This is a genomic window from Pseudomonas hamedanensis (assembly GCF_014268595.2).
Taxonomy (GTDB): domain Bacteria; phylum Pseudomonadota; class Gammaproteobacteria; order Pseudomonadales; family Pseudomonadaceae; genus Aquipseudomonas; species Aquipseudomonas hamedanensis.
The window spans coordinates 3,591,171-3,604,199 of sequence record NZ_CP077091.1 but is presented as its reverse complement, the minus strand read 5'-3'; the positions used below and the strand labels follow the sequence as shown (position 1 = coordinate 3,604,199).

Below are 13,029 nucleotides of genomic sequence, written 5' to 3'. Positions count from 1 at the left end.
AATGAACAGGATTTTCTCCACCCTCGGTTTTTCGCTATGGATAGCGCTGATGTCGCCGATGGTACTCGCGGCCAACCTGAAGACGCTGGACGTAGCGGCGTTGCCAGGGGACCGTGTCGAACTGAAGCTGGCGTTCGACGGCCCGCCACCGCAGCCCAAGGGTTACACCACTGAATCGCCAGCGCGGATCGCCCTTGATCTGCCCGGCGTCACCAGTCAGCTGGCGAACAAGACGCTTGATCTGGGCAGCGGCAATGCGCGCACCGCGACGGTGGCGGAAGCCAAGGACCGCACGCGCCTGATTGTCAGTCTGACGCAACTGGCGCCTTACAGTACTCGAGTCGAGGGAAACAATCTGTTCGTGGTGGTCGGACAGGGCGCGCCTGCTGCTGCGCCGCGCACTGCGGCGGTTGCGCCCCGTGCCACCCCGGCGGCGACAGCGCCTGCCAAACCGTCCGTGCCGCGTAATCGCGCCATTCGCGGCGTCGACTTCCAGCGGGGTACGGAGGGCGAGGGCAATGTGGTGATCGACCTGTCCGACCCGACCATCGCCCCGGACATCCAGGAGCATGACGGCAAGATCATTCTCAGCTTCGCCCGCACGCAATTGCCGGAAAAACTGCGCGTGCGCCTCGACGTCAAGGACTTCGCCACCCCCGTGCAGTTCGTCAACGCCGCGGTGACCGGGGATCGCGCGGTGATCAGCGTCGAGCCCAGCGGCACGTTCGACTATTCCACCTTCCAGACCGACAACAAACTCACGGTCAGCATTCGTCCGATGACGGTGGACGACCTGCAAAAACGCAACGCTGACCGCAACAGCTATGTGGGCGAAAAGCTCTCGCTGAACTTCCAGGACATCGACGTGCGTTCGGTGCTGCAGCTGATCGCCGATTTCACCAACCTCAATCTGGTCGCCAGCGACACGGTGCAGGGCGGCATCACCTTGCGTCTGCAGAACGTACCGTGGGATCAGGCGCTGGATCTGGTGCTGAAAACCAAAGGCCTGGATAAACGCAAGATCGGCAACGTGTTGCTGGTGGCGCCGGCCGATGAAATCGCGGCTCGCGAGCGTCAGGAGCTGGAATCGCAGAAGCAGATCGCCGAGCTGGCGCCGCTGCGCCGCGAATTGCTGCAGGTGAACTACGCCAAGGCGGCGGACATCGCCAAGCTGTTCCAGTCTGTGACCAGTGCCGAGGCGAAAATCGATGAGCGCGGTTCCATCACCGTCGATGAGCGAACCAACAACATCATCGCCTACCAGACTCAGGATCGCCTCGACGAACTGCGGCGGATCGTGGCGCAACTGGATATTCCGGTGCGTCAGGTGATGATCGAGGCGCGGATCGTCGAAGCCAACGTCGATTACGACAAAAGCCTCGGCGTGCGCTGGGGCGGCTCGATTCAAAACAAGGGCAACTGGAACGCCTCAGGGGTCAACGGTTCGTCGACGACCATCGGTACGCCGGGGAGCACCAGCACCAACTCGCCGTTCGTCGACATGGGCACCGTCAACAACACCTCCGGTATCGGCATCGCCTTCATTACCGACAACGTTCTGCTCGACCTCGAGTTGACGGCCATGGAGAAGACCGGCAACGGTGAGATCGTGTCACAACCCAAAGTGGTGACTTCCGACAAGGAGACCGCAAAAATCCTCAAGGGCACCGAAATTCCGTATCAGGAAGCCAGTTCCAGTGGCGCGACCTCGGTATCGTTCAAGGAGGCTTCGCTGTCGCTGGAAGTGACCCCGCAGATCACTCCGGATAACCGCATCATCATGGAGGTCAAGGTCACCAAGGACGAACCGGACTACCTGAACAAAGTGCAGGATGTGCCGCCGATCAAGAAAAACGAGGTCAACGCCAAGGTGCTGGTCAACGACGGCGAAACCATCGTGATTGGCGGTGTTTTTTCAAATACTCAGAGCAAGGTTGTAGATAAGGTGCCATTTCTTGGCGATGTGCCGTATCTTGGCCGCCTTTTCCGGCGTGATGTGGTTTCGGAGAAAAAATCCGAGCTGCTGGTATTTCTCACTCCGCGTATCATGAATAACCAGGCGATTGCTGTGAGTCGTTGATTCTGTGCGAAATTTGATACTTGTAGGACCAATGGGTGCTGGCAAAAGCACCATCGGCCGATTGCTGGCCAAAGAGCTGCGCCTGCCGTTCAAAGATTCCGACAAGGAAATTGAGCTGCGCACGGGTGCCAATATCCCATGGATCTTCGACAAGGAAGGCGAGCCCGGCTTTCGTGATCGCGAGCAGGCGATGATCGCCGAGCTGTGCGCGTTCGATGGCGTGGTGCTGGCGACCGGCGGTGGCGCGGTGATGCGTGACGCCAATCGCAAGGCCCTGCATGAGGGCGGGCGCGTGGTGTATCTGCACGCGTCCGTCGAACAGCAGGTCGGCCGCACAGCCCGCGACCGCAATCGGCCTTTGCTGCGCACCGCCGATCCGGCGAAAACCCTGCGTGATCTGCTCGCCATCCGCGATCCGCTGTATCGGGAAATTGCCGATCTGGTGGTGGAAACCGACGAACGGCCGCCGCGCATGGTGGTGCTGGACATTCTCGATCGTCTGGCGCAGCTTCCTCCCCGTTAAAGCAGCGCTCGAAATGCGCTATCCTCGGCGTCCTGCCACAGCCCGCCAAGGGTGTGGCGGATGGCGGGCGAGCGGCGTCATACCCGCTACAGGCCGCAGGACACCAATAATTCAGGGCAGGACGCCTGCTTTCATCTTCACTGTGGGGACACATGCAGACACTCAAGGTCGACCTGGGCGAGCGCAGCTACCCGATTCATATTGGCGAAGGTTTGTTGGATCAGCCCGAGTTGCTGGCGCCGCACATCCACGGGCGTCAGGTGGCAATCATCTCCAACGAGACCGTGGCGCCGCTCTACCTTGAACGTCTGACCCGCAGCCTGGCGCAGTTCTCGGTGATCTCGGTAGTGTTGCCGGACGGCGAGGCCTACAAGAACTGGGAAACCCTGCAATTGATCTTCGACGGTCTGCTGACCGCCCGGCATGATCGCCGCACCACGGTGATCGCCCTCGGCGGCGGGGTGATCGGCGACATGGCCGGCTTTGCCGCTGCCTGCTACCAGCGCGGCGTCGACTTCATCCAGATTCCCACCACCTTGTTGTCCCAGGTCGATTCGTCGGTCGGCGGCAAGACCGGCATCAACCATCCGCTGGGCAAGAACATGGTCGGCGCCTTCTATCAGCCGAACGTGGTGCTGATCGATACCGCGTCGCTGAAAACCCTGCCGGAACGCGAGCTGTCGGCAGGGCTGGCAGAAGTCATCAAGTACGGCCTGATCTGCGACGAGCCGTTCCTGACCTGGCTGGAAGAAAACGTCGACGCCCTGCGTGCGCTGGACCAAACCGCGCTGACCTATGCGATCGAGCGTTCCTGCGCCGCCAAGGCTGCCGTGGTCGGTGCCGATGAAAAGGAAACCGGCGTGCGCGCCACGCTCAACCTTGGCCATACCTTCGGCCACGCCATCGAAACCCACATGGGCTATGGTGTCTGGCTGCATGGCGAGGCGGTCGCGGCGGGTACCGTGATGGCGCTGGAAATGTCCGCGCGGCTGGGCTGGATCAGCGATGCAGAGCGCGACCGCGGCATTCGTCTGTTCCAGCGTGCCGGTCTGCCGGTGGTTCCGCCGACTGAAATGAGCGAAGCCGATTTTCTGCAACACATGGCAATCGACAAAAAAGTGATCGACGGTCGTCTGCGCCTGGTGCTGCTGCGCCGGATGGGCGAAGCGGTAGTGACCGACGATTATCCGAAAGAGGTTCTACAGGCCACGCTGGGAGCGGATTACCGCGCCCTGGCTCAGCTTAAAGGTTAATAAGATTCCGATGACTAGTTTGCATGCCGACGAGGCGTTTCTCGGCCATTTCCAGTTAAGCCACGACCCTTTCGCGCCACGGGTGCCGGGCTTCAAGTTTTTCCCGGCCCAGCGCAAACCGGTGCTGGGGCAACTGCATCATCTGGCGCGTTACAGCCAGTTGCTGCTGGTGGTCACCGGCCCGCAGGGCAGCGGCAAGACGCTGTTGCGTCAGGCGCTGGTTGCCAGCACCAATAAACAGTCAGTACAGAGCGTGGTGGTGTCCGCCCGTGGTGCCGGTGATGCGGCGGGCGTGCTGCGCCAGGTGGCGCAGGCGCTGGATGTCGCCCAGGCCGAAGTCGGCGCGATTCTGGAGCAGGTGGTGCAACTGGCCCTCACCGGGCAGGAAGTCTATCTGCTGGTGGATGATGCCGAGCAGCTCGACGAGTCCGCGCTTGAAGCGCTGATGGCGCTGGGCGCGGGCACGCCGGAAGGTCGTCCGCATGTATTCCTGTTCGGTGAGTCGTCGCTGATCGCTCAGCTCGAGGCTTTGCAGCTCGAAGAAGAGCGTTTTCACGTCATCGAATTGCAGCCGTACACCGAAGAAGAGACCCGCGAATATCTCGACCAGCGGCTGGAAGGCGCGGGCCGGGGTGTCGAACTTTTCACCGCCGATCAGATCTCTGATATTCACGAAAGCTCCGAGGGCTGGCCGGGCAATATCAACCAGGTCGCTCGCGATGCTCTGATCGAAGTCATGATTGCCAGCCGCTCCGCGGTGAAGCGTCCAAGTATGGGGTTCAACATGCCGAAGAAACACGTATTGGCGATTTCCGCCGTCGTTGTGGTCGCGGTCGCCGCCGCCTGGCTGATGCCGGGTCGCAGCAAGGCACCGACCACCGGTGCTCCGGCCAATGAACAGGCACAACTGCCGCTGGGCCAGGGTGCCGCCAACGGTGGTGCGCCAGCCGTCGAGTTTGCCGGCAACACCCAGCCGATGCCGCTGCCATTGGTCGGCAACTCACAGCCGGTCATGCGTGGTCCGCTGGCCGAAGCCGCCGGTGGCATCACCGAAGGCGATGACGGTGTGCCGCTGGAAGGCTCCAGTGATACGCCGCCGACCGTGACCACCTCCGCACCGCCTGCGGGCGTCCCAGCCGGTCCTGCGCCGACCCCGGTTCCGGTACCTGCGGCAAAACCCGCCCCAACGCCGGCTCCGACGCAAGTCGCCACGGCCAAGCCTGCTCCGGTAGCACCAGCACCTGCCGCCAAACCCGCGCCAGCGCCGGCCAAACCGGTTGCCGCTGCCAAGCCTGCCGAGAAACCGGTCACCGTCGCCAAAGCGTCCGGTGGCAGCTGGTACGCCGGTCAGCCGACCAGCAATTACGTGGTGCAGATCCTCGGCACCAGCTCGGAAACCGCCGCGCAGAACTTCGTCAAAGAGCAGGGCGGCGAATACCGTTATTTCAAGAAAGTCCTCAACGGCAAGCCGCTCTACGTGATCACCTACGGCAACTTTGCCAATCGTGATGCGGCCGTTTCTGCCATCAAGGCCTTGCCAGCGAAGGTTCAGGCTGGTAAACCTTGGCCTCGCACTGTCGCCAGCGTCCAACAGGAACTGGCAACAACTCGCTGAAGATTCGGCGGCCTTACCCAGGCCGCCTCTCCAAGCACCTCAAAATTTCTACATGTGCGCGCCGTCTCTACAGACCGCGCGCCTTGTGGTGTCTGCGTCACAGTAGTCTTTGAGTCGTTGCAGTCAAAATTAAAAAAGTTTTGACTAGCACAGCATATCGCTTTAAACCTTTCACAAATGCGACATGAATTTGCGACAGTTCGTCGTCAAATTTGTGAGCCTCTGTGTCGCTGTGTACAATGACCACCCTTTTGCCCCCGCTAAGCCGGCGTACGTTCGGCGCGGATCGCAAGTGGTTGAATTGAAAAGAAATTTGCCTCGAGTAGAGGCAGCCTGGTGAGAAAGTGTCTATGAAAGCAGGTCTGTACCAACCAGATGAATTCAAGGATAACTGCGGTTTCGGCCTGATAGCGCATATGCAGGGCGAACCCAGTCATACCCTTTTGACGACGGCCATCGAGGCCCTGACCTGCATGACCCACCGCGGTGGGATTAATGCCGACGGCAAGACCGGTGACGGTTGCGGTCTGCTGATTCAAAAGCCTGACGCGTTCCTGCGAGCCATTGCCCAGGAAACCTTCAGTGTCGAGCTGCCCCGGCAATATGCCGTGGGCATGGTCTTTTTCAACCAGGATCCGGTCAAGGCCGAAGCCGCTCGCGAGAACATGAACCGCGAAATCCTCGCCGAAGGCCTGCAACTGATCGGCTGGCGCAAAGTGCCGATCGACACCAGCGTCCTCGGCCGCCTGGCGCTTGAGCGTCTGCCGCAGATCGAGCAGGTCTACATCGGCGGTGAAGGCCTGAGCGATCAGGACATGGCCGTCAAGCTGTTCAGCGCGCGTCGCCGTTCGTCGGTCGCCAATGCCGCTGACACCGACCACTACATCTGCAGCTTTTCGCATAAGACCATCATCTATAAAGGCCTGATGATGCCGGCCGACCTGGCCGCGTTTTATCCGGACCTGAGCGACGAGCGCCTGCAAACCGCAATTTGCGTGTTCCACCAGCGCTTCTCCACCAACACCCTGCCGAAATGGCCGCTGGCGCAGCCGTTCCGCTTCCTCGCCCACAACGGCGAGATCAACACCATTACCGGTAACCGCAATTGGGCGCAGGCCCGTCGGACCAAGTTCACCAACGATCTGATGGATCTGGAAGAACTCGGCCCGCTGGTCAACCGTGTCGGTTCCGACTCCTCGAGCATGGACAACATGCTTGAACTGATGGTCACCGGTGGCATCGACCTGTTCCGTGGCGTGCGCATGATCATTCCGCCTGCGTGGCAGAACGTCGAAACCATGGACCCGGACCTGCGTGCGTTCTACGAGTACAACTCGATGCACATGGAGCCGTGGGACGGCCCGGCCGGCGTGGTCATGACCGACGGTCGCTACGCGGTGTGCCTGCTCGACCGTAACGGTCTGCGTCCCGCGCGCTGGGTTACCACCACCAACGGTTTCATCACCGTTGCGTCGGAAATCGGCGTCTGGAACTACCAGCCGGAAGACGTGATCGCCAAGGGCCGTGTCGGCCCGGGCCAGATCCTTGCCGTGGACACCGAAACCGGGCAGATCCTCGACACCGATGCGATCGACAACCGTCTGAAATCCCGTCATCCGTACAAACAATGGCTGCGCAAGAATGCCCTGCGCATTCAGGCAACCATGGAAGACAACGACCACGGTTCGGCTTTTTACGATGTCGATCAGCTCAAGCAGTACATGAAGATGTATCAGGTCACGTTCGAGGAACGCGATCAGGTGCTGCGTCCGCTCGGCGAGCAAGGTTACGAAGCCGTTGGCTCGATGGGTGACGACACGCCGATGGCTGTGCTGTCCCAGCGTGTGCGCACACCGTACGACTATTTCCGCCAGCAATTCGCGCAGGTGACCAACCCACCGATCGACCCGCTGCGTGAAGCGATCGTGATGTCGCTGGAAATCTGCCTGGGGGCCGAGCGCAACATTTTCCAGGAGTCGCCGGAACACGCCTCGCGGGTGATTCTCAGCTCGCCAGTGATCTCGCCGGCCAAGTGGCGCTCGCTGATGAACCTCGACCGCCCAGGTTTCGAGCGGCAGATCATCGATCTCAACTACGACGAAAGCCTCGGCCTCGAAGCGGCGATCCGCAACGTTGCCGATCAGGCTGAAGAAGCCGTGCGCGCCGGGCGGACCCAGATCGTCCTGAGCGACCGCCATATCGCCCCGGGCAAGCTGCCGATCCACGCCTCCCTGGCCACCGGCGCGGTGCACCACCGCCTGACCGAAAAAGGCCTGCGTTGCGATTCCAACATCCTCGTTGAAACCGCAACGGCACGCGATCCGCACCACTTCGCCGTGCTGATCGGTTTCGGCGCCTCGGCGGTCTATCCGTTCCTGGCCTACGAAGTGCTGGGCGACCTGATCCGCACCGGCGAAGTGCTGGGCGACCTCTATGAGGTGTTCAAGAACTACCGCAAGGGCATCACCAAAGGCCTGCTCAAGATCCTGTCGAAGATGGGTATCTCGACCATCGCCTCGTACCGTGGTGCGCAGTTGTTCGAAGCCATTGGTTTGTCCGAGGAGGTCTGCGACCTGAGCTTCCGCGGCGTGCCAAGCCGCATCAAGGGCGCACGTTTCGTCGACATCGAGGCCGAGCAGAAAGCCCTCGCCATCGAAGCCTGGAGCCCGCGCAAACCGATCCAGCAGGGCGGTCTGCTGAAGTTCGTCCACGGTGGCGAATATCACGCCTACAACCCAGACGTGGTCAACACCCTGCAGGCCGCTGTGCAGCAGGGCGATTACGCCAAGTTCAAGGAATACACTTCGCTGGTGGACAACCGTCCGGTGTCGATGATTCGCGACCTGTTCAAGGTCAAGACCCTCGACACGCCGCTGGACATGAGCGAGATCGAGCCGCTGGAATCGGTGCTCAAGCGCTTTGACTCCGCCGGTATCTCGCTGGGCGCATTGTCGCCGGAAGCTCACGAAGCCCTGGCCGAAGCCATGAACCGCCTCGGTGCGCGTTCCAACTCCGGTGAAGGCGGTGAAGATCCGGCACGCTACGGCACCATCAAGAGCTCGAAAATCAAGCAAGTCGCCACTGGCCGTTTTGGTGTGACCCCGGAATACCTGGTCAACGCTGAAGTGCTGCAGATCAAGGTCGCGCAAGGCGCCAAGCCGGGCGAGGGCGGGCAACTGCCGGGCGGCAAGGTCAACGGTCTGATCGCCAAGCTGCGTTATGCAGTGCCGGGCGTGACCCTGATTTCGCCACCACCGCACCACGACATCTATTCGATCGAAGACTTGTCGCAGCTGATCTTTGACCTAAAGCAGGTCAACCCGCAGGCACTGGTTTCGGTGAAACTGGTTGCGGAGGCGGGCGTCGGCACCATCGCCGCCGGTGTGGCCAAGGCCTATGCGGACCTGATCACCATCTCCGGTTATGACGGTGGTACCGGTGCGTCGCCGCTGACCTCGATCAAATACGCTGGCGCACCGTGGGAACTGGGCCTGGCTGAAACCCACCAGACCCTGCGCGGCAACGACCTGCGCGGCAAAGTCCGGGTACAGACCGATGGCGGCCTGAAAACCGGCCTCGACGTGATCAAAGCGGCGATCCTCGGCGCCGAAAGCTTCGGCTTCGGCACCGCGCCAATGATCGCGCTGGGCTGCAAATACCTGCGCATCTGCCACCTGAACAACTGCGCCACCGGCGTCGCGACTCAGAACGAGAAGCTGCGCAAGGACCACTACATCGGCACCGTCGACATGGTGGTGAATTTCTTCACCTACGTTGCCGAAGAAACCCGTGAGTGGCTGGCCAAGCTCGGCGTGCGCTCCCTCGAAGAGCTGATCGGTCGTACCGATCTGCTGGAAATCCTCGAGGGCCAGACCGCCAAGCAAAACCATCTGGACCTGACGCCGCTGTTGGGCAGCGATCACATCCCGGCGGACAAGCCACAGTTCTGCGGTGTTGAGCGCAACCCGCCGTTCGACCAAGGCCTGCTGGCCGAGAAAATGGTCGAGATGGCGTCGTCGGCGATCAACGACCTCAGCGGCGCCGAGTTCGATCTGAATATCTGCAACTGCGACCGTTCGATCGGCGCACGGATCTCCGGCGAAATCGCGCGCAAGCACGGCAACCAGGGCATGGCGAAAGCGCCGATCACTTTCCGCTTCAAAGGCACCGCCGGGCAGAGCTTCGGCGTGTGGAACGCCGGCGGTCTGAACATGTACCTGGAAGGCGACGCCAACGACTACGTCGGCAAGGGCATGACCGGCGGCAAGCTGGTGATCGTTCCGCCGAAGGGCAGCGTCTACAAGACTCAGGAAAGCGCCATCATCGGTAATACCTGCCTGTACGGCGCCACTGGCGGCAAGCTGTTCGCCGCTGGCACCGCTGGCGAGCGTTTCGCCGTGCGTAACTCCGGTGCCCACACCGTCGTGGAAGGCACTGGCGATCACTGCTGCGAATACATGACCGGTGGTTTTGTCTGCGTGCTGGGCAAGACCGGTTACAACTTCGGCTCAGGCATGACCGGTGGTTTCGCCTACGTGCTCGATCAGGACAACACCTTCGTTGACCGGGTCAACCACGAACTGGTGGAAATCCAGCGGATCAGCGGCGAGGCGATGGAAGCCTATCGCAGCCACCTGCAGAACGTGCTGAACGAGTATGTCGCGGAAACCGACAGCGAGTGGGGTCGTGAACTCGCCGAGAACCTCGATGATTACTTGCGTCGTTTCTGGTTGGTCAAGCCGAAGGCTGCCAACTTGAAATCGTTGCTTTCCAGCACTCGTGCCAACCCGCAGTGATATGCGCCTGAAGAGTTTGATGAGGTTTTAACAATGGCTGAACGTCTGAATAACGACTTCCAGTTCATCGATGTCGGGCGCAAAGATCCGAAGAAGAAACTGTTGCGTCAACGCAAGAAAGAGTTCGTCGAGATCTACGAACCGTTCAAACCCCAGCAGTCGGCCGATCAGGCTCACCGCTGCCTGGGCTGCGGCAACCCGTATTGCGAATGGAAGTGCCCGGTGCACAACTTCATTCCCAACTGGTTGAAACTGGTCGCCGAGGGCAACATCCTCCAGGCCGCCGAGCTGTCGCACCAGACCAACACCCTGCCGGAAGTCTGCGGCAGGGTGTGTCCCCAGGACCGTCTGTGCGAGGGTGCCTGCACCCTCAACGACGGTTTCGGTGCGGTGACCATCGGTTCGGTCGAGAAATACATCACCGACACCGCGTTCGCCATGGGCTGGCGCCCGGACATGTCCAAGGTCAAACCGACCGGCAAGCGTGTCGCGATCATTGGCGCCGGCCCGGCGGGTCTGGGTTGTGCCGACGTGCTGGTGCGCGGCGGCGTGACCCCGGTGGTGTTCGACAAGAACCCGGAAATCGGCGGCTTGCTGACCTTCGGCATCCCCGAGTTCAAACTGGAAAAGACCGTGCTGAGCAATCGTCGCGAAGTCTTCACCGGCATGGGCATCGAGTTCCGTCTCAACACCGAAGTCGGCAAAGACGTGACCATGGAACAACTGCTCGCCGAATACGATGCAGTGTTCATGGGCATGGGGACTTACACCTACATGAAGGGCGGCTTTGCCGGTGAGGATCTGCCGGGCGTTTACGACGCGCTGGACTTCCTGATCGCCAACGTCAACCGCAACCTGGGCTTTGAAAAGTCGCCGGAAGATTTCGTCGACATGAAAGGCAAGAAGGTTGTAGTGCTGGGTGGCGGCGACACGGCGATGGACTGCAACCGCACCTCGATTCGCCAGGGCGCCAAGTCGGTGACTTGTGCCTATCGTCGTGACGAAGCGAACATGCCCGGCTCGCGCAAAGAGGTGAAGAACGCCAAGGAAGAAGGCGTGAAATTCCTCTACAACCGTCAGCCGATCGCTATCGTCGGTGAAGACAAGGTCGAAGGCGTGAAAGTCGTCGAGACCCGTCTCGGCGAACCGGACGCCCGTGGCCGTCGCAGCCCCGAGCCGATTCCCGGTTCCGAAGAGATCATCCCGGCCGACGCCGTGGTCATCGCGTTCGGTTTCCGCCCGAGCCCGGCGCCGTGGTTCGAGCAGTTCGAGATCCAGACCGACAGCCAGGGCCGCGTTGTTGCGCCTGAGCAAGGTCAGTACAAGCACCAGACCAGCAACCCGAAAATCTTCGCCGGTGGCGACATGGTGCGCGGTTCCGACCTGGTGGTGACGGCGATCTTCGAAGGGCGTAATGCGGCTGAGGGGATCCTCGATTACCTCGGCGTCTAACAAACGACGCGATCTGATCGTTCCCACGCTCCGCGTGGGAATGCCTCCATGGACGCTCTGCGTCCGCTTTTAACGTCGTGACGCAGAGCGTCACAGGATGCATTCACACGCAGAGCGTGGGAACGATCTGCCCGAGTGAAACCGCAATTAATTGACCCGATAGACAAAAGGCTGACCCACATCCGTGCCTTTTGCCTCGCGCTCTGAGAAAATGCCCGCACTTTTTTTCCGGATGCCGACATGACTGCCCTGAAGAACGACCGCTTCCTCCGCGCCCTGCTCAAGCAACCCGTTGACGTCACCCCAGTGTGGATGATGCGCCAGGCCGGTCGCTACTTGCCGGAATACCGCGCCAGCCGCGCCCACGCCGGCGACTTCATGAGCCTGTGCATGAATCCGGAATTCGCCTGCGAAGTCACCCTGCAACCCCTCGACCGCTATCCGCAACTGGACGCGGCGATCCTGTTTTCCGACATCCTCACCATTCCCGATGCCATGGGGCAAGGTCTGTACTTTGAGACAGGTGAAGGTCCGCGTTTCAAAAAAGTCGTCAGCACCCTGGCCGACATCGAAGCCCTGCCGATCCCTGATCCGCACAAGGATCTCGGCTACGTCATGGACGCAGTCAGCACTATCCGTCGCGAACTCAACGGTCGTGTGCCGCTGATCGGTTTCTCCGGCAGCCCATGGACGCTGGCGACCTACATGGTCGAAGGCGGTTCGTCGAAAGACTTCCGCAAGACCAAAGCGATGCTCTACGACAATCCGCAAGCCATGCACCTGCTGCTGGATAAACTGGCGCAGTCGGTGACGTCGTACCTCAACGGCCAGATCCAGGCCGGTGCGCAAGCAGTACAGATTTTCGACACTTGGGGCGGTAACCTGTCGGCGGCGGCGTATCAGGAATTCTCCCTGGCCTACATGAAGAAAATCGTCAGCGGCCTGATCCGCGAGCACGACGGCCGCAAAGTGCCAGTGATCCTCTTCACCAAGAACGGCGGCCTGTGGCTGGAAAGCATCGCCGAAGCTGGTGCCGACGCACTGGGCCTGGACTGGACCTGCGACATCGGCAACGCCCGCGCCCGTGTCGGCGACAAGGTCGCGCTGCAAGGCAACATGGACCCGACCGTGCTCTACGCCAAACCGCAAGCGATCCGCACCGAAGTCGGACGCATTCTGGCCAGCTACGGCAAGGGCAGCGGTCACGTGTTCAACCTCGGCCATGGCATCACGCCTGAGGTTGATCCGGAACACGCCGGCGCATTCCTTCGCGCGGTGCATGAGCTGTCGGCGCAGTATCACGAGTGATT

General features: G+C 61.1%; 7 protein-coding genes. All 7 read left to right on the top strand.

All coding sequences use genetic code 11. The features are described from left to right. The first annotated feature begins 1 nt into the window (after position 1). The 7 genes from pilQ to hemE all read left to right on the top strand — a co-directional run bounded on the left by pilQ (position 2) and on the right by hemE (position 13,027). On the top strand, positions 2–2,080 hold the full coding sequence (gene pilQ, locus HU739_RS15530) for a type IV pilus secretin PilQ (protein WP_186549535.1): 2,079 nt from the start codon (positions 2–4) through the stop codon (positions 2,078–2,080). A 4-nt stretch (positions 2,081–2,084) separates the two neighbouring features. After that, the gene (gene aroK, locus HU739_RS15525; protein WP_186549533.1) at positions 2,085–2,603 is read left to right on the top strand and encodes a shikimate kinase AroK; all 519 of its coding nucleotides are present in this window, start codon (positions 2,085–2,087) and stop codon (positions 2,601–2,603) included. A 152-nt stretch (positions 2,604–2,755) separates the two neighbouring features. Then, positions 2,756–3,856, top strand: a complete 1,101-nt coding sequence (gene aroB / locus HU739_RS15520; RefSeq protein ID WP_186549526.1) for a 3-dehydroquinate synthase — start codon at positions 2,756–2,758, stop codon at positions 3,854–3,856. 10 nt (positions 3,857–3,866) lie between these two features. Continuing rightward, positions 3,867–5,471 carry an AAA family ATPase gene (locus HU739_RS15515; RefSeq protein ID WP_186549524.1) on the top strand — a complete coding sequence of 535 codons (1,605 nt, stop codon included), beginning with the start codon at positions 3,867–3,869 and terminating at the stop codon, positions 5,469–5,471. A gap of 350 nt (positions 5,472–5,821) precedes the next feature. After that, positions 5,822–10,267, top strand: coding sequence for a glutamate synthase large subunit (gltB, locus tag HU739_RS15510; protein WP_186549522.1), 4,446 nt, complete (start codon positions 5,822–5,824; stop codon positions 10,265–10,267). Between the two features lie 33 nt (positions 10,268–10,300). Further along, a complete protein-coding gene (locus HU739_RS15505) occupies positions 10,301–11,719 on the top strand; it encodes an FAD-dependent oxidoreductase (protein WP_007909438.1) in 1,419 nt (472 codons plus the stop codon). A gap of 240 nt (positions 11,720–11,959) precedes the next feature. Further along, entirely contained in the window at positions 11,960–13,027 is a 1,068-nt protein-coding gene (gene hemE / locus HU739_RS15500) for a uroporphyrinogen decarboxylase (protein ID WP_186549519.1), read from the top strand. Positions 13,028–13,029 lie beyond the last annotated feature (2 nt).